The sequence below is a fragment of the Citrobacter sp. MGH100 genome (assembly GCF_001034465.1).
GTDB classification, from domain to species: Bacteria; Pseudomonadota; Gammaproteobacteria; order Enterobacterales; family Enterobacteriaceae; genus Citrobacter; species Citrobacter youngae.
Window position 1 is genome coordinate 163988 of record NZ_KQ089801.1, and the last position, 19213, is coordinate 183200.

General features: G+C 53.4%; 16 protein-coding genes. 6 read left to right on the forward strand and 10 right to left on the reverse strand.

From position 1 onward, the window contains the following. Window positions 1-16: 16 nt before the first annotated feature. The 8 genes from kefC to SK32_RS12475 form a co-directional block, all read right to left on the reverse strand. Window positions 17-1879, reverse strand: coding sequence for a glutathione-regulated potassium-efflux system protein KefC (gene kefC / locus SK32_RS12440; RefSeq protein ID WP_048212725.1), 1863 nt, complete (start codon window positions 1877-1879; stop codon window positions 17-19). Continuing rightward, window positions 1872-2402: a glutathione-regulated potassium-efflux system oxidoreductase KefF gene (gene kefF, locus SK32_RS12445; RefSeq protein WP_048212726.1), complete on the reverse strand. Its 531-nt coding sequence runs from the start codon at window positions 2400-2402 to the stop codon at window positions 1872-1874. Before kefF ends, kefC begins: the two co-directional genes overlap by 8 nt. Window positions 2403-2505: 103 nt before the next feature. Then, window positions 2506-2739: a YgdI/YgdR family lipoprotein gene (locus tag SK32_RS12450; protein ID WP_003018880.1), complete on the reverse strand. Its 234-nt coding sequence runs from the start codon at window positions 2737-2739 to the stop codon at window positions 2506-2508. Between the two features lie 90 nt (window positions 2740-2829). Continuing rightward, entirely contained in the window at window positions 2830-4173 is a 1344-nt protein-coding gene (locus tag SK32_RS12455; RefSeq protein WP_048212727.1) for an MFS transporter, read from the reverse strand. A 147-nt stretch (window positions 4174-4320) separates the two neighbouring features. After that, window positions 4321-4608, reverse strand: a complete 288-nt coding sequence (gene fixX, locus SK32_RS12460) for a ferredoxin-like protein FixX (protein WP_000203736.1) — start codon at window positions 4606-4608, stop codon at window positions 4321-4323. Then, entirely contained in the window at window positions 4605-5891 is a 1287-nt protein-coding gene (locus SK32_RS12465; RefSeq protein ID WP_048212728.1) for an FAD-dependent oxidoreductase, read from the reverse strand. The genes fixX and SK32_RS12465 overlap by 4 nt, the downstream gene beginning before the upstream one ends. Window positions 5892-5940: 49 nt before the next feature. Continuing rightward, a complete protein-coding gene (locus SK32_RS12470) occupies window positions 5941-6882 on the reverse strand; it encodes an electron transfer flavoprotein subunit alpha/FixB family protein (protein WP_048212729.1) in 942 nt (313 codons plus the stop codon). 15 nt (window positions 6883-6897) lie between these two features. Continuing rightward, on the reverse strand, window positions 6898-7668 hold the full coding sequence (locus SK32_RS12475; protein ID WP_048212730.1) for an electron transfer flavoprotein FixA: 771 nt from the start codon (window positions 7666-7668) through the stop codon (window positions 6898-6900). A gap of 480 nt (window positions 7669-8148) precedes the next feature. Between SK32_RS12475 and caiT the strand changes: the two genes are divergently transcribed. From caiT to caiE, 6 genes are all read left to right on the forward strand, one after another. Then, complete coding sequence (gene caiT / locus SK32_RS12480) at window positions 8149-9666, forward strand: L-carnitine/gamma-butyrobetaine antiporter (RefSeq protein ID WP_048212731.1); 1518 nt, start codon at window positions 8149-8151, stop codon at window positions 9664-9666. 34 nt (window positions 9667-9700) lie between these two features. Then, window positions 9701-10843 (forward strand): crotonobetainyl-CoA dehydrogenase, encoded by a 1143-nt coding sequence (caiA, locus tag SK32_RS12485; protein ID WP_005124373.1) that lies wholly within the window; start codon window positions 9701-9703, stop codon window positions 10841-10843. Between the two features lie 111 nt (window positions 10844-10954). Beyond that, on the forward strand, window positions 10955-12172 hold the full coding sequence (caiB, locus tag SK32_RS12490) for an L-carnitine CoA-transferase (protein ID WP_048212732.1): 1218 nt from the start codon (window positions 10955-10957) through the stop codon (window positions 12170-12172). A gap of 62 nt (window positions 12173-12234) precedes the next feature. Beyond that, window positions 12235-13788 (forward strand): crotonobetaine/carnitine-CoA ligase, encoded by a 1554-nt coding sequence (gene caiC, locus SK32_RS12495; protein ID WP_048212733.1) that lies wholly within the window; start codon window positions 12235-12237, stop codon window positions 13786-13788. A 54-nt stretch (window positions 13789-13842) separates the two neighbouring features. Beyond that, entirely contained in the window at window positions 13843-14628 is a 786-nt protein-coding gene (gene caiD, locus SK32_RS12500) for a crotonobetainyl-CoA hydratase (RefSeq protein WP_048212734.1), read from the forward strand. A gap of 6 nt (window positions 14629-14634) precedes the next feature. Further along, window positions 14635-15231: a carnitine operon protein CaiE gene (gene caiE, locus SK32_RS12505; protein ID WP_048212735.1), complete on the forward strand. Its 597-nt coding sequence runs from the start codon at window positions 14635-14637 to the stop codon at window positions 15229-15231. Window positions 15232-15307: 76 nt separating this feature from the next. Here caiE and caiF read toward each other — a convergent pair whose 3' ends face one another. Then, window positions 15308-15703, reverse strand: a complete 396-nt coding sequence (caiF, locus tag SK32_RS12510; protein ID WP_003018912.1) for a carnitine metabolism transcriptional regulator CaiF — start codon at window positions 15701-15703, stop codon at window positions 15308-15310. A gap of 273 nt (window positions 15704-15976) precedes the next feature. Further along, window positions 15977-19204, reverse strand: coding sequence for a carbamoyl-phosphate synthase large subunit (gene carB, locus SK32_RS12515; RefSeq protein WP_048212736.1), 3228 nt, complete (start codon window positions 19202-19204; stop codon window positions 15977-15979). Window positions 19205-19213: the final 9 nt, after the last annotated feature.

Genomic DNA, 19213 nt, shown 5'->3' on the forward strand with positions numbered 1-19213 from the left:
CATCACATTTTTTACCCTATGCTGACGGTTTCACTTCCGGCTCATCGGCGACGTCGCCCGTATGCTTACCCTCATCCGTGCCTTGCCAGCCATGGCGTTGAATCAACGATAAATGTTGACGATCTTCGGCAATAATTTCACTCAGCATTGCGCTGGTGCGTTTATAAACGGCCGCACGCGAAATCGCGTCATCTTCACCTTTCACCATCTCCTCAACCATCAATATATTGAAGCGCCGGAAGACATCGGCCCGCTCACGCGCTTCATAGCGCCCAAGCCCGAGCCCCTCCAACGCCAGACGTCCGGTCTTCAGTGCACCTTCAAAGGTTTCACGTTCCGGCATATCCACGCCCGCCTGGCGCAGGCGGATGTAATGATCCACGTCGCGCGCACGGGCAATAATTTGCAGATGCGGGAAATGCTCTTTCACCATTTCGGTTAACTGCAGGCTGGTTTGCGGATCGTCAATGGCATTAATAATGACTTCAGCTTTCGCCGCCCCGGCAGACTCCAGCAGATCCATCCGGGTCGCATCGCCATAGAAAACCTTCATGCCGAATTTACGCAGCGTTTCGATATGGTCCGGGTCATGATCAAGAACCACCATTTTGACCCCGCTCGACAACAACAGACGACCGGTTATCTGGCCAAATCGCCCAAATCCAGCGATGATCACCCGCGGTTGCTCCTCATCGATTTCATCCGCTTCCCGCGCTTCACCGGTCGCCGATTTTTCCAGACGCGTAAGAATCACCAGTAAAATCGGCGTCGCCGCCATCGACAGCGCGACCGCCAGCGTCAGCGATTTCGCCCAATCAGGGTCAAGCACGTTTGCCATTTGCGCCGCGCCAAACACCACGAAGGCAAACTCACTGCCCTGCCCAAGTAATACGGCAAACCAGCGACGCTGCTTGTTCGGCACCTGTAAGGGTTTCGCTATCAGCCACAGCATGACGGTTTTAATCACCAGGAAACCAACCAGCAGAATGATAATACGCAAAGGATTATCAATCAGCGTACCGAAGTCGATAGACATCCCCACGCCGATGAAGAACAGCCCCAGCAGCAGCCCCTTAAACGGCTCAATATCACTTTCCAGCGCGTGGCGATACTCAGAGCTCGCCAGCAGCACGCCAGCCAGAAACGCCCCCATCGCCATCGACAGGCCAACCTCTTCCAGGAGCAGACCAAAACCGAAAACGAGGAACAGCGCGACGGCGCTGAATACTTCCCGCAGGCCCGAACGCGCAACAAAACGCAAGGCCGGACGTGTGACATAACGCCCTAACAGCACCACCAGCACCAGCGCGCCCGCGACCTTAAGGGCGGACAATGCAAATGCCCCAAGCGTGGTCGATGCACCGCTCGCCGCCAGTAACGGGATCATCGCCACCAATGGAATAGCGGCGATATCCTGGAACAGCAGCACGGCAAACGCGCTACGGCCCATTTGCGAAACCATCAGGTTGCGTTCATTCATTGCCTGCATAGCGATGGCCGTTGAGGAAAGCGCCAGCGTCATGCCGATCAGTTCCGCTACCTGCCAGCGCAGGCCAAGGAACATACAGAACAAACCAATTAAGCCGCCGCAAACCACCATCTGTAGCGCACCGCCGCCGAACACCGAGGCCCGCAGCTTCCACAAACGCTGTGGATCCAGCTCCAGACCAATGACAAACAGCATCAGCACCACGCCGATCTCGGCAAAATGCAGGATGGATTCGGCGTCCGTCACCAGCCTCAAACCCCATGGTCCGATAATGCACCCGGCAATGAGATAGCCCAGCACCGACCCTAACCCCAGCCGCACGGCAATGGGGACTATCAGCGCCGCCGATCCGAGATAAATCAGCGCCTGTATCAGCGTATGGCTATCCATGGTGTTCCTCCTGCCATTCCATCAGACGCTGTTTGTAGTGACGCGCCTGCGCCTGCAGCGTTTCGTCATCACAGATAAACGTACAGTGCATCGCAAACGGCGGCAGCCATTTGAGTCCGCAATATAACGCCGTCGCCTGTAAAGGCTGGGAAAGCACGTCAAACCCGGGGTGGGAACCGATATCAAAGTGGTTTTCACCGCCACCGGTGGTTACTGCCCACATCAGGTGTTTGCCATGCAGCGCGGTACCGCCGTGACCATACGCCCAGCCGTGGGAGAGGACCTTATCCATCCACAATTTGAGTAACGGAGGAGTGCTGTACCATTGCATGGGATGTTGCCAGATAATCAGGCTCGCACGTGACAGCGCGTCCTGTTCTGCGGCGATATCGATATTGAAATCGGGATAGAGTTCATAGAGCGAACGAACCTCCACCCCTTCCAGTGTCCTTACCTGCTCAAGCATCCGCTTATTCGCATGCGAATGCTGCGGATAGGGATGCGCATAAATGATGAGAATCATGATTAGCCTGTATCACTGCATTATTGTAATAACAGTGAGTTTAGTCACTTAATCCACAGGCTAACAGTCAATATTATTGAGTGGCTGAATGGAGAAAACTGAACTAGTTATCCAGTTCGCTCATATCCTTAACCTGATCGCGGTTAATTTGTTCCGTCTTGCCTGTTTGCGCGTTTTTGTACGACACCAGGCCGGTATCATCATCAACCTGCGGTTTGCCGTCAGTGACGATTGTTTTGCCATCGGTGGTTTTAACCGCCTGGTTTGAGGAACAACCGGCCACGGTAAACAGTGCTGCGGCGGTAAAAATTGAGGTAATCAGGATATGTTTTTGCATGGTGTTCTCCCTGCTTTTCAGTTGTTTTCAGTGATATACCCGTTAACTGTAGGCTAACTAACTGAGTTGCAGGGAAAATACAGAACACTCCTAATAGCCCGCCCTGGTCACGGGCTTACTGCGAATCGTCATTTGACTGGTTTGCGTCAGCGTCAGACCTCGCGTTTCCGGGGCGAAAGCGATGGACACAAGCAGGCCAATCAGCGAAATTCCTGCGCCCATCAGCATGACATTGCTGATACCGTATTTGGTGATGAATACCGGCAGCGCCCAGGTTGAAACAATAGTACCGATACGGCTTAAGGACATAATCACCCCGACGGCAGAGGCACGAATATCGGTGGGGAACAGTTCGTTAGGGTATAGCCACTGCAGGTTTCCCGGTCCCCCCGAGAAAAACGCGTACACCGCAAACGCCAGCACCACCAGCCACGCCCCCATATCAGGAATTAACCCCAGCACAGCCAGCGCCAGCGTCATCATAATAAAGCTGCCAATCAACAACGGTCGGCGGCCCGCGCTATTGAGCCAGAACATGGGCGGAATGCACCCCAGCATAAAGCACAGGCTTATCACCACATTGCCCAACGCGGCGCTTTTCCCGGCACCAAGCCCCAACAGTCCAACAATCTGCGGGCCGAAAGTATAAATAGCAAACATCGGGATCACCTGACAGGTCCAGATGGCGGCAACAAACAGGACAAATGGAAAGTGACGACGATTAAACAACTGAAGGAAACGCGTCTCCTGCGGTGCTTCTTCGTCGAATACCACCGGTTCGCCAAACAGTTTGATCATCATCTCTTCGCACTCTTTCACCCGACCTTTACGCAGCAACCAGCGTGGCGATTCAGGAAGATCGAAACGCCCAATCAGGATCAAAATGCAGGGGATCACCGCGCTGCCCAACATCCAGCGCCATCCGCCCTCAACATCATACAAACAGTAACCGACCAGATCGGCACAGGTGGCGCCGACATACCACATCGCGGCGATAAAACCGATGGAGAAAGCGCGCTGGCGGGTATTGGAGAACTCGGTAATCATCGAGGTAGCAATCGGATAATCGGCACCAATCACAATGCCGATCAGCACGCGCATCACTAACAATTCAACGGGCGAGGAAACAAACATGGTTGCTGCCGATATCACGCCAATGGCGATAATATCGATGATGAACATTTTGCGCCGCCCGACCTTATCGGAAATGTAGCCAAACAGCGACGTCCCCACAAACAGACCGGCGAGCGTGCCGGCGCCCAGCAGACCAATCCACTGTGCGTCCAGTTTCAATGCTGGCGTGAGCTGCTCCAGCGCCACGCCAATCATCACCAGCACATAACCATCCAGAAACGGCCCACCGCTTCCCCACAGCATTATCCGGCGGTGAATAGAGGTAAATTTGATGTCATCAAAGTTCCTGGGCTGCTGCATAGCGACTTCCTGTTTCAACACGGGCAAAGCGTCATCTATAGGCCGGATAAGGCGTTTACGCCCCCATCCGGCACTGGCGTCACATGATTGCCGGATGGCGACGCTAGCGCGTCTTATCCGGCCTACGGGTGCACAACCTCGTACTTATTAACCGTAGCGAAACTCCACGCCAAATGTCCCACGCGGGTATTCCCACTTTTCCAGCGCTGTATCGAGCCCGAGAATGCGGCACGTTCCGCACTCCAGGCATCCGGCGTAATCAAACCGTACGCTGCCGTCGTCCTGCTTTTTATACAGCCCTGCTGGACAGGCCTTAATCAGCACTTCCAGCGCCTGTTTATCAGGATCGGTTTTGAGAATGATATGTGGGCTGTCTTCATCGACATTGAACTTATTGACGCCCAGTTTGACGTCCACATTGACGGGAGATGTCATAATACGGTCACTCCTTTCAGGCCATCTTTCATCAGGTTGATGAAGCCCACTTTCTTCGCATGGCGCAGGATTTTTTTACGCATTGGCACCGGGGCGGAACCATCTACGGTGAACAGGTCGCGTGCGATACTGACCGCCATTTCGGGATAGGCGGTAAACATGCGCGGGTTATCAAGAAAAGCAGGAAGCTTCTGGTACATACGCATATCGCGCATCGGGCCATCGTCCAGATGCTGACGGTATTCACCCAGCGACTGCTTGCTAAAGTCGTCGCGTTTCATGGCTGAAAGCACCGTTTTCGCCGCCGCTTCGCCAGCGGATATGGCGAGATCCATACCACGGATGGTAAAGCCGAGGTTCATACACATTCCGGCAGCATCACCGGCAATCAGCACTCCGTCCCCCACCAGTTCAGGCTGCATATTGATACCGGCTTCCGGAACAACATGCGCGGCATATTCCACCAGCTTGCCACCGGCGATCAGCGGGGCTACTGCCGGATGCTGTTTGAAATCTTCCAGCATTTGCGGGACCGATTTTTTCGCGTTTTTCAGGTGATGAAGGCCGCAGACCAGTCCCAGAGAAAGGGTTGTTTCATTCGTATACAGGAAGCCACCGCCCATCAATCCATCGGTTGGCGATCCGGCAAACAAACAGGCTGCGCCTTCGTTCCCCTGTAACTGGAAACGATCTTCAATTACCGATTTTGGCAGTTCGATCAGCTCTTTTACGCCGACGGCAACATGCGATGCCTCGACGCGCTTTGCCATACCCAGCTTTTCAGCCAGCAGAGAATTCACCCCGTCGGCGAGGATCACCACTTTGGCTTCCAGAATATCGCCGTCGGCTTCCACGCCCACGACTTTACCCTCGCGCTGCACAACGTTATCCACACGAATACCGGTGATAAGCTGGGCGCCCGCCTCCTCGGCCTGCTCCATCAGCCAGGCGTCAAATTTGCTACGTAAGACGGAATAAGAAACCTGCGACGATACGGCGTCTTCGCCATTGCAATAGTCGATGGTCATCGCCCCTTTGTCGGTCATAAAGGCGAGCTTTTCGTGGGTGATTATGCGTTCAATGGGGGCCTGCTCAGCAAAACCGGGAATGATGCGCTCCAGGCTATGCGCATACATGCGCCCACCGGTGACATTCTTCGCGCCAGCAGAATTGCCGCGCTCGATAACCAGCACCTGTGCGCCTTCCCGAGCCAGCACCAGCGCCGCAACCGAACCAGCCAGACCTGCACCCACGATGATGGCATCAAAGATATCTTCGGACATACCTACTCCTGTCAGCGGCAGGACGCCTTCGCATCCTGCCCGAAATGGTTTAACGCGCTAAGGCAGCCGTCAGCGCAGGCAGGATCTTCAGCGCATCACCAACGATGCCGTAATCCGCATACTGGAAAATCGGCGCATTTTTATCTTTGTTAATGGCGAAAATCGTCTGCGCGCCGTTGGCGCCGACCATATGTTGGATCTGCCCGGAAATCCCTACCGCCAGATACAGTTCAGGCTTGAGCATCAGGTTGGAGATACCGACGTAGCGTTCGTGCTCCAGCCACTTCTCGTTTTCCGCCACCGGACGGGAACAGGCCAACTCAGCGCCAATCGTCTGGCACAGCGCTTCGGCCAGAGAGATATTTTCTTTGCTGCCGATACCTCGTCCCACGCTGACCACCAGGCGGGCTTTGTCGAGATCGACGCTGTTGCTCTGACGCGCCTGAGTTGCCGTACGGGTCACGGCAACGGCCGGATCCTGCCACTGTACGGTATGCATCTCGCCGCGGCGGTTAGTATCCGGTTGCTGCGCGTCAAACGTTCCGCTACTGAGCGTTACCACGGCAAACGGTGAAGCGATTGTTTCTGCTCCCATCGCCAGGCCGCCGTAAACCATATGTTTGACCGCCGCTTTTCCATCCTGCACCGAGACTGCGCTGGCGTCATTTGAGACTGCAGCCGACAAGCGAAAGCCCAGCTTTGCCGCTAACAGCTTGCCCCGACGCGTATTCGGCAGCAGCACTGCGCCGCCCTCGCTGTGCTGACGAATGGTCTGAGCCATCACATCGGCGTACTCTTCAACCATACGGTCTTCTGGTTTGCCGCTGAGCAACCAGACATGATCTGCCCCCAAATGACATGCCGTTGCGCTGTCCGCATCGCTGAGCACAAACGTGTTAACTTTTTCACCTAAAGCCTGCGCACCTTTCATCAGTTCCGGCAGACGAGAAGGGGTATCGCTGAATACCCAGATACTGGAAAATTTGTTCATAACATCCCCTGATAATTAAATGATTTTGCGAAGATTCTCGACAAACGCGGCAATCTGTTCTTCACCGTCACCTTCAATCACAACGCGCTGACGCTCGCGCTGTTTCGGCGCAGCAACCTGTTGTGTGGAATACGCCTGCACGCTGTTCAGACCAATGTCTGCAGGCGACCAAACCTGAACCGGTTTTTTCGCCGCGCCAAGAATGGCTTTCATGGAAGGGATTTGAGGGGTGTTGATATCCGTTGAGACCGCGATCACCGCCGGGAGCGGGATGCTCAGTGTTTCGACTTCATCTTCCAGCTCACGCTCTACCGTCAGCGTGCTATCGGTAAGAGAGAGGATTTTACTCACGCCATTAATCGTGGGAACGTTCAGCGCTTCGCCCACCAGCAGACCAACCTGCTGAGCATAGAGATCGGAAGAACCGTCACCACAGATAATCAGATCGAAACCGGCTTTTTGCGCAGCGGCAGCCAGCGCAGTGGCAGTTTGTTGCGGCAGCGCCTGTTCAAATTGATCGTCAATGACAACAATCAGTTCATCAGGGCCACGGGAGAGTACATCTTTGCGCCCTTTTGCATTGGTCAGCGCTTTGCCGCCGACGCTCATGGCGACAACCTGGGCCTCTCCTGCCTGTTGTTTTAACTGACAAGCCGCTTCGATCGCATTCAGGTCGTACTGGCTGATTTTGCCATCCGCTTTGCTGAAATCGAGTGAACCATCAGTATTATTAATCGCAATATCCTGTTCATCAGGTACGCATTTGTAGCAAGTAATTATCTTCATTGCATCTCCAGAAATCATGAAGGAAACGTATTTATATCGGCGGTGTTAAATACAGATATCACGCTCTTTAATTCGGAAATAAAACCTTAATCACCAATATTGAAAATGTCACACATTGAAATTCGTAACTTTCAATAGTGTTACGTACCTCACCAATATTGAAAGAGTCACGTCAAATATGAAAATTTTCAATATTGTCTGCGGGTTCAACAATATTGAACGCTAGTCACTTAAAAAAGTTAAAAAAACACAATCAATACATTGATTAATAACAAAAAATACAGGATTCTTAAGCAAATTAACCAGCATAAAAAAGTGTGACACAGATAACAGAACCACCCGAAATGAATACTCATTATGAGTTACTCACTGAGGCGACCCCAGAGGTTAAAAGTTATCAACAAATCATTAATAATAAATAAACAAAAGATCGTTCACGGGCTCGCTAAATAAATTTCGTTTTCACACTGGAATTCACTTATGAAAAATGAAAAGAGAAAATCGGGAATTGAACCGAAGGTTTTTTTTCCGCCATTAATAATAGTTGGAATACTTTGTTGGCTAACAGTAAGAGATCTCGATGCCGCTAACGTCGTTATTAATGCGGTATTCAGTTATGTCACCAATGTCTGGGGCTGGGCATTTGAATGGTATATGGTCGTCATGCTAGGCGGCTGGTTCTGGCTGGTTTTTGGCCCGTATGCCAAAAAGAAATTAGGCGACGAAAAACCGGAGTTTAGTACCGCCAGCTGGATCTTTATGATGTTCGCCTCCTGTACTTCAGCCGCGGTGCTGTTCTGGGGCTCTATCGAGATCTACTACTATATCTCTACCCCGCCGTTCGCCCTGGCGCCCAACTCCACCGGTGCGAAAGAGATAGGCCTGGCATACAGCCTGTTCCACTGGGGGCCGTTGCCGTGGGCAACCTACAGCTTCCTCTCCGTGGCCTTCGCCTACTTCTTCTTTGTGCGCAAGATGGATGTGATCCGTCCCAGCTCTACGCTGGTACCGTTAGTGGGCGAAAAGCATGCGAAAGGGCTGTTCGGCACCATCGTTGATAACTTCTACCTGGTGGCGCTGATTTTTGCGATGGGTACCAGCCTCGGTCTGGCGACGCCGCTGGTAACCGAGTGTATGCAATGGCTGTTCGGTATTCCGCATACGCTGCAATTAGATGCCATCATCATTACCTGCTGGATCATTCTGAACGCCATTTGCGTAGCCTGCGGCCTGCAAAAAGGGGTCAGGATCGCCAGCGACGTGCGTAGCTACCTGAGCTTCCTGATGCTGGGCTGGGTGTTTATTGTCAGCGGTGCCAGCTTCATCATGAACTACTTCACCGACTCGGTCGGCATGCTGCTGATGTATCTGCCGCGCATGCTGTTCTATACCGATGCCATCGGCAAAGGCGGATTCCCGCAGGGCTGGACTGTTTTCTACTGGGCGTGGTGGGTCATTTACGCCATCCAGATGAGTATCTTCCTGGCACGTATTTCTCGTGGTCGTACCGTACGTGAACTGTGCTTCGGGATGGTACTGGGCCTGACAGCTTCGACCTGGATCCTGTGGACCGTCCTTGGCAGCAATACCCTGCTGCTGATGGATAAAAACATTCTCAACATCCCACAGCTGATTGAACAACACGGCGTGGCGCGCGCCATTATCGAAACCTGGGCCGCCTTGCCATTCAGCACCGCCACCATGTGGGGATTCTTTATCCTCTGCTTTATTGCCACCGTCACGCTAATTAACGCCTGCTCCTACACCCTGGCGATGTCCACCTGTCGCGAAGTTCGCGATGGTGAAGAACCGCCGCTGTTGGTGCGTATCGGTTGGTCCGTTCTGGTCGGCGTCATCGGCATCGTTCTGCTGGCGCTGGGTGGGCTGAAACCCATTCAGACCGCAATTATCGCCGGAGGATGTCCGCTGTTCTTCGTCAACATCATGGTGACGCTGTCCTTTATTAAAGACGCCAAAGTGCACTGGAAAGACAAGTAATTCTTATTAACCCAATTGATCAAGAGGCTGAAAGATGGATTTCAACTTAAATGACGAGCAGGAGCTGTTTGTCGCCGGTATTCGTGAACTGATGGCCAGTGAGAACTGGGAAGCTTATTTTGCCGAGTGCGATCGCGACAGCGTCTACCCTGAGCGTTTTGTAAAAGCACTGGCGGATATGGGCATCGATAGCCTGTTGATCCCGGAAGAACACGGCGGGCTGGAAGCCGGTTTTGTCACCGTTGCCGCCGTCTGGATGGAACTCGGACGTCTTGGCGCACCGACTTACGTGTTGTACCAATTACCTGGCGGTTTTAACACTTTTCTGCGTGAAGGTACTCAAGAGCAAATTGATAAAATCATGGCGTTCCAGGGAACCGGTAAGCAGATGTGGAACTCTGCGATCACCGAACCGGGAGCGGGATCGGATGTTGGTAGCCTGAAAACCACTTATACACGTAAAAATGGTAAGGTTTATCTTAATGGCAGTAAGTGCTTTATCACCAGTAGCGCCTATACCCCGTACATCGTGGTGATGGCGAGAGATGGCGCATCGCCGGATAAACCTGTTTATACCGAGTGGTTCGTTGACATGAGCAAAGCGGGTATCAAGGTCAACAAACTGGAGAAACTCGGTCTGCGTATGGATAGCTGCTGTGAAATCACCTTTGACGACGTTGAGCTGGACGAGAAAGACATGTTCGGTCGGGAAGGCAACGGTTTCAATCGCGTGAAAGAAGAGTTTGACCATGAACGCTTCCTCGTCGCGCTGACCAACTACGGTACGGCAATGTGCGCGTTTGAAGACGCCGCGCGCTACGCCAATCAGCGCGTGCAGTTTGGCGAAGCTATCGGCCGTTTCCAGCTGATTCAGGAGAAGTTTGCGCATATGGCGATCAAACTGAACTCCATGAAAAACATGCTGCTGGAAGCCGCATGGAAAGCGGATAACGGTACCATTACCTCGGGCGATGCGGCCATGTGCAAATACTTCTGCGCCAACGCGGCATTTGAAGTGGTAGACACCGCCATGCAGGTGCTGGGTGGCGTGGGTATCGCGGGTAACCATCGCATCACGCGCTTCTGGCGTGACCTGCGCGTTGACCGTGTTTCTGGTGGTTCTGACGAAATGCAGATCCTGACGTTGGGTCGTGCGGTACTCAAGCAATACCGTTAATCGACCCCTTGTAGGCCTGATAAGACGCTCGCGTCGCCATCAGGCAATTATGCCGGATGGCGCTGTGCTTATCCGGCATACATACCGCAAAAAAATGCCAGGAGCAAAATTATGGATCACTTACCAATGCCAACCTTTGGCCCACTTGCCGGGGTACGCGTTGTCTTTTCAGGGATCGAGATTGCCGGTCCGTTCGCCGGACAGATGTTCGCCGAATGGGGGGCTGAGGTTATCTGGATTGAAAACGTTGCGTGGGCCGATACCATCCGCGTACAGCCTAACTATCCGCAGCTCTCACGTCGTAACCTGCACGCCCTGTCGCTCAATATTTTCAAAGATGAAGGTCGGGAAGCGTTTCTGAAGCTGATGGAAACCACCGATATCTTCATTGAAGCCAGTAAAGGCCCGGCCTTTGCCCGTCGCGGCATTACCGATGAAGTGCTGTGGGAACACAACCCGAAACTGGTTATCGCCCACCTTTCCGGCTTCGGCCAGTTTGGTACCGAGGAGTACACCAATCTTCCGGCTTACAACACTATCGCGCAGGCGTTCAGCGGCTATCTGATTCAAAACGGTGATGTTGATCAGCCGATGCCAGCCTTCCCGTACACCGCCGATTACTTCTCCGGGATGACCGCAACGACAGCGGCGCTGGCGGCTCTGCACAAAGTCCGCGAAACGGGTAAAGGTGAAAGCATTGATATCGCCATGTACGAGGTGATGTTGCGCATGGGTCAGTACTTCATGATGGATTACTTTAACGGCGGCGAAATTTGCCCACGTATGACCAAAGGCAAAGACCCGTATTACGCTGGCTGCGGTCTGTATAAATGCGCCGATGGTTACATCGTCATGGAGCTGGTCGGCATCACGCAAATCAACGAGTGCTTCAAAGATATTGGCCTCGCCCACATTCTTGGCACACCGGAAGTCCCGGAAGGCACCCAGCTTATCCATCGCGTGGAATGCCCTTACGGCCCGCTCGTGGAAGAGAAACTGGACGCGTGGCTGGCAACACACACCATCGCCGAAGTCCAGGCGCGCTTTGCTGAGCTGAATATCGCCTGCGCGAAGGTGCTGACCATTCCGGAACTGGAAGGCAACCCGCAGTACGTTGCCCGTGAATCGATTACTCAGTGGCAAACGATGGATGGTCGCACCTGCAAAGGACCGAATATCATGCCGAAATTTAAAAACAACCCAGGGAAAATCTGGCGTGGCATGCCGTCACACGGCATGGATACCGCCGCCATTCTGAAAAATATTGGATATAGCGAAGCAGACATAAATGAGCTGGTCGGCAAAGGCCTGGCCAGAGTTGAGGAATAAACGCGACGCGCTGACCCGCGAGTGGGTTAGCGCTCACGCCTGATTTCAGTGGATAAAGCAATATGGATATCGTTGGCGGACAAAACTTACGTCTGATGTGGGACGACCTGGCCGGGGTGTACGGAGATAAAACGGCGTTAATTTTCGAATCCAGCGAAGGAAACGTTCGGCAATTTAGCTATGCCTCGCTCAATGAAGAGATTAACCGCACGGCAAACCTGTTCCATTCTTTAGGGATCCGCAAGGGCGATAAGGTCGCATTGCATCTGGATAACTGTCCGGAATTCATTTTTTGCTGGTTTGGGCTGGCAAAAATTGGCGCCATTATGGTGCCGATTAATGCCCGCTTGCTGGGCGAAGAAAGCGCCTGGATCCTGCAAAACAGTCAGGTAAGCCTGCTGGTCACCAGCGCCCAGTTTTATCCTATGTACCGCCAGATACGGCTGGAAAATACCACACCGCTTAATCATATCTGTCTGATTGGCGAGCAACTTCCGGTTGAGGACGGCGTGAGCCACTTTACCCAACTGCAATCCCGCCAGTCCGCCACGCTGTGCTATACACCTGCGTTATCCACTGACGATACGGCGGAAATTCTGTTTACCTCTGGCACCACCTCACGGCCTAAAGGGGTGGTGATTACCCACTACAACCTGCGATTTGCCGGCTACTACACTTCCTGGCAAATCGCTCTGCGCGATGATGACGTCTACATGACGGTGATGCCCGCTTTTCATATCGACTGTCAGTGTACCGCCGCAATGCCCGCATTCTCCGCTGGCAGCACCTTTGTGCTGCTAGAGAAGTACAGTGCCAGGGCGTTCTGGAATCAGGTGCATAGATATAAGGCGACGGTTACCGAATGCATTCCGATGATGATCAGAACGCTGATGGTACAACCTGCCGCGCCAACCGACAGACAGCATCACCTGCGCGAAGTAATGTTCTATCTCAATTTATCCGCACAGGAAAAAGACGCCTTTACCGAACGCTTTGGCGTCAGGCTGCTGACCTCCTACGGTATGACCGAAACCATCGTCGGCATTATTGGCGATCGCCCCGGAGACAAACGGCGTTGGCCCTCCATTGGCCGCGTGGGTTTTAGCTATGAAGCCGAAATCCGTGACGATCGCAACCGTCCCCTGCCCGCCGGAGAAATTGGCGAAATCTGTATTAAAGGCGTGCCGGGCAAAACAATCTTCAAAGAGTACTATGCCCAGCCGGAGGCTACCGCCAAAGCGCTGGAACCTGAAGGCTGGTTACATACCGGAGATTCGGGCTATCAGGATGCGGATGGCTATTTTTATTTCGTCGACAGACGCTGCAACATGATTAAACGCGGCGGAGAAAATGTCTCCTGCGTCGAGCTGGAAAATATTATTTCTGCGCATCCGAAAATTCAGGACATTGTGGTTGTCGGTATTAAAGATTCAATCCGTGATGAAGCCATTAAAGCGTTTATCGTCCTTAATGAAGGTGAAACATTAAGCGAAGCCGAGTTCTTCAGCTTCTGCGAAAACAATATGGCGAAATTCAAGGTTCCCTCGTTTATGGAGATAAGAACCGACCTGCCGCGCAATTGTTCAGGAAAAATAATCAAAAAAAATCTGAAATAACCCTCCCGGTAGGAATTCCTCCTGCCGGGAAATCTATTTATCTGGAGATGAACTATGAGTGAATCATTACATCTGACCCGTAACGGCCCGATTCTGGAAATTACCCTCGACCGGCCTAAAGCCAATGCCATTGATGCCAAAACCAGCTTTGCCATGGGTGAAGTGTTTCTTCATTTTCGTGATGACCCGGAATTACGCGTAGCGATAATCACCGGCGGCGGTGAGAAATTCTTTTCTGCGGGCTGGGACTTAAAAGCGGCAGTTGAAGGTGAAGCGCCGGATGCCGATTTTGGCCCAGGCGGCTTTGCCGGTTTAACCGAAATTTTCGACCTCGATAAACCGGTCATCGCTGCGGTAAACGGCTATGCGTTTGGCGGTGGTTTTGAGCTGGCGCTGGCGGCGGATTTTATCGTCTGTGCGGAAAATGCCAGCTTCGCGTTACCAGAAGCCAAACTGGGGATCGTGCCTGACAGCGGCGGCGTACTGCGTCTGCCGAAGCTACTGCCACCGGCTATCGTCAACGAAATGGTGATGACAGGCAGACGAATGAGCGCCGAAGAAGCGCTACGTTGGGGTATCGTCAACCGCGTTGTCAGCCAGAGCGAACTGATGGATAGCGCGCGCGAACTGGCGCAGCAGCTGGTGAATAGCGCCCCGCTGGCTATCGCCGCGCTGAAAGAGATTTACCGCGCGACCAGCGAAATGCCGGTAGAAGAAGGCTACCGTTACATCCGCAGTGGTGTGCTGAAGCACTATCCGTCGGTGCTGCACTCGGAAGATGCGCTGGAAGGACCACAGGCATTTGCGGAAAAACGCGATCCGGTGTGGAAAGGACGCTGATAACCGATGAGCTATTACGCCTTTGAAGGCCTGATTCCGGTAGTACATCCAGAGGCGTATGTTCATCCCAGCGCCGTGTTGATTGGTGATGTGATCGTGGGGGCTGGCGTTTACGTCGGCCCACATGCCTCACTGCGCGGTGACTATGGTCGCCTGATTCTGGAGGCAGGTTCTAACTTGCAGGATGGCTGCATCATGCACGGTTATTGCGACACTGACACCATCGTGCATGAGAATGGGCATATCGGCCATGGCGCAATCCTGCACGGTTGCGTGGTGGGCAGGGACGCGCTGATCGGCATGAACAGCGTGATTATGGACGGTGCGGTGATTGGCGAAGAGAGCATTGTCGCCGCCATGAGCTTTGTCAAAGCCGGCTTTCAGGGGGAGGCAAGGCAACTGCTGGTCGGTTCACCTGCTCGCGTACTGCGCGACGTCACGGATCAGGAGCAGCACTGGAAACGGCTGAACACCAAAGAGTATCAGGATCTTGCGGTCCGCTGCCGAGCAGGTTTACGCGAAACACAGCCATTAACGCAGGTCGAAAAAAACCGGCCGCGCCTGCAAGGCACGACAGATGTGAAACCGAAATCGGCCCAGTAATCTATGCCGGATGCGCTGACGCTTATCCGGCCTACGCGTCAATCACCGTTTATACCGCCATCAGGCAAACTGACAATTAGCGACGCATACTCTTGGAGAGCATCATCTGCCATTTCTGCTCACGGTTGAGCTCTGTTGGGGGAACGGCAGACAGCCGCGGCGTTTTCGCCACACTCACCTTTTTTTCCTGCAAATTGTGGCTCAATCGGTTGTAGAGGTGAGAATCAATACTGATGACTTTTACCAGACGCTGGCACTGGCAGCCCCGGCCTGCAATCTGATTAGGGATCATCTTAACTTCACAAACAATTTCTCCCACTTCCGACAGAATATAAGAGAGCGTATTAATTGCTTTGCAGTGCTCAATATCAAAATGGCGGGAAATTTCCTTTGCGGTGATCCAACGATCCTCAGCCATCATCCAGTCAGCAATTAACAAATAAAGCGGTCTTTCAACATATTTTTCACACATAAGCACACCATTTCACAAATTAAAAATCTGGCTACGGCCTGTCCAAATTAATAAAAACTAAGCCATATTAAAATTGTGGATATAAAGGATAGTATGCGACTTGAATGTTGATTAGTGTGAGCTATATCGTGCTTATTACATTGAAAATGTGGTTATGAAAGTGCATTTGGCCAGGAATGACCTTACACGAATTTAAAAAAGGGTTTCTTTACAGAAACCCTTTCGAGATTATATTGCAGGTCAGGTTAACGCAATTATCACCGAACCTATTTTTTATGACTTTTTGATCTGTGCGTGCATTTCCTGCACAGAGGTCACCTTCTCAGTGGCATCGGCATTCAGCGCCATCGCCGTCGCGAAACCGCCGTTCAGGGTAGTGTCATAATGCACTTTGTACTGCAGTGCGCTGCGGCGAATCAGCTTGGAGTCTTCAATCGCCTGACGCCCTTCGGTGGTGTTGATGATGTAAGTGTACTCGCCATTCTTGATACGGTCCTGAATGTGCGGACGCCCTTCATGCACCTTGTTAACCAGACGTGGATTGATACCCGCTTCGCCCAGCACAATCGCCGTGCCGTGCGTTGCATCCAGCTCAAAACCAAACTTCAGCAGTTTCGCCGCCAGGTCAACCACGCGCTCTTTATCGCCTTCGCGAACGGAGAGCAGCGCACGACCCTGTTTTTTCATGGTGGAGCTGCTGCCCAACTGTGCCTTAGCGAACGCTTCTGCGAAGGTACGCCCCACGCCCATCACTTCCCCGGTAGAGCGCATTTCCGGCCCTAACAGCGGGTCAACGCCCGGGAACTTGTTGAACGGCAGCACCACTTCTTTTACCGAGTAGTACGGCGGGATAACTTCCTTGGTGACGCCCTGCTGTGCCAGCGTTTTTCCGACCATTACGCGTGCCGCGACTTTTGCAAGCGCAACACCCGTTGCTTTGGAGACGAATGGAACGGTACGCGCCGCACGCGGGTTCACTTCAATCAGGTAAACTTCGTTATTCTTCACCGCAAACTGAACGTTCATCAGACCGCGAACCTGCAGTTCGAAGGCCAGTTTCTGCACCTGCTGGCGCATTACATCCTGAATTTCCTGGCTCAGCGTGTACGCAGGCAGAGAACATGCGGAGTCACCGGAGTGTACGCCCGCCTGTTCGATGTGCTCCATAATGCCGCCAATCAGCACCATTTCGCCGTCGCAGATAGCGTCCACGTCCACTTCAACTGCATCATCAAGGAAACGGTCCAGCAGTACCGGCGCATCGTTAGAAACGCTGACCGCAGTCTGGAAGTAGCGACGCAGGTCGGCTTCGTCATAGACAATTTCCATCGCGCGACCGCCGAGAACGTAGGACGGACGTACCACCAGCGGGTAACCAATCTCTTTTGCCTTTTCAACAGCCTGTTCAATGGCCGTTACGGTAGCGTTCGCCGGTTGTTTCAGCTTCAGACGGTCAACCGCGTGCTGGAAGCGCTCACGGTCTTCCGCACGGTCGATGGCATCCGGGCTGGTACCGATTACCGGCACGCCTGCGGCTTCCAGCGCGCGCGCCAGCTTCAGCGGAGTCTGACCGCCGTACTGCACGATAACGCCTTTCGGCTTCTCGATGCGCACGATTTCCAGCACGTCTTCCAGCGTTACCGGCTCGAAGTACAGACGGTCGGAGGTGTCGTAGTCGGTAGAGACGGTTTCCGGGTTACAGTTGACCATGATGGTTTCATAGCCGTCTTCGCGCAGCGCCAGCGAGGCGTGTACGCAGCAGTAGTCAAATTCGATACCCTGGCCGATACGGTTTGGACCGCCGCCCAACACCATGATTTTATCACGGTCGACGGACGGATTTGCTTCACACTCATCTTCATAAGTGGAGTACATGTAAGCAGTGTCGGTGGCAAATTCTGCCGCGCAGGTATCCACGCGCTTATAGACCGGGTGCAGGTTGTACTGGTCGCGCAGCTTGCGGATTTCCGCTTCGCGAACGCCGGCCAGTTTCGCCAGACGCGCATCAGCGAAACCTTTACGCTTCAGTACGCGCAGGAAGTCAGCGTCGAGGCCGTTGATGCCAAGGTCGGCTACTTTTTCTTCCAGGCGCACCAGCTCTTCAATTTGTACCAGGAACCAGCGGTCGATGTTGGTCAGGTTGAACACGCCGTCGACGGACAGGCCCGCGCGGAAGGCATCGGCGATATACCAGATACGCTCAGCGCCCGCGTCTTTCAGCTCGCGGCGAATTTTGGTCAGCGCTTCAGGGTCGTCGAGGCTTACTTTCGGGTCGAAGCCGGTCGCGCCGACTTCCAGACCGCGCAGCGCTTTCTGCAGCGATTCCTGCTGGGTGCGGCCAATCGCCATCACTTCGCCGACAGATTTCATCTGCGTGGTCAGACGGTCGTTAGCACCGGCGAATTTCTCGAAGTTGAAGCGTGGAATCTTGGTCACAACGTAGTCGATGGACGGCTCAAACGAGGCCGGAGTACGGCCGCCGGTGATGTCGTTCATCAGCTCGTCGAGGGTATAACCTACGGCCAGCTTGGCGGCGACTTTCGCAATCGGGAAGCCGGTAGCTTTGGACGCAAGCGCCGAGGAGCGGGATACGCGCGGGTTCATCTCGATGACAATCAGGCGACCGTTTTTCGGGTTTACCGCAAACTGGACGTTAGAACCGCCGGTTTCCACGCCGATTTCACGCAGTACCGCCATCGAGGCGTTACGCATGATTTGATATTCTTTGTCAGTCAGCGTCTGGGCAGGTGCTACGGTGATGGAGTCACCGGTATGGATGCCCATCGCATCGAAGTTTTCGATGGAGCAGACGATGATGCAGTTGTCGTTTTTATCACGCACCACTTCCATCTCGTACTCTTTCCAGCCAATCAGCGATTCATCAATCAGCAGCTCGTTGGTTGGGGAAAGGTCCAGACCGCGTTCGCAGATTTCTTCGAACTCTTCGCGGTTGTAGGCGATACCGCCACCGGTGCCGCCCATGGTGAAGCTAGGACGGATAATGCACGGGAAGCCAACGTCAGCGGCAACCGCCAGCGCTTCTTCCATGGTGTGAGCGATGCCTGAACGCGCGGTGTCGAGACCAATTTTCTTCATCGCGATGTCGAAGCGACGACGGTCTTCCGCTTTATCAATAGCATCCGCCGTCGCGCCAATCATGGTCACGCCGAACTCAGCCAGTACGCCCTGGCGTTCCAGTTCCAGTGCGCAGTTCAGCGCTGTCTGACCGCCCATGGTTGGTAGCACCGCATCCGGGCGCTCTTTCTCAATGATTTTGCGTACCACTTCCCAGTGAATTGGCTCGATGTAGGTGGCATCGGCCATTTCCGGGTCGGTCATGATGGTTGCCGGGTTGGAGTTCACCAGAATAACGCGGTAACCCTCTTCACGCAGGGCTTTACACGCCTGCGCGCCGGAATAGTCAAACTCACACGCCTGACCGATAACAATCGGACCCGCGCCCAGAATCAGGATACTTTTTATGTCTGTACGTTTTGGCATGGCTCTTTT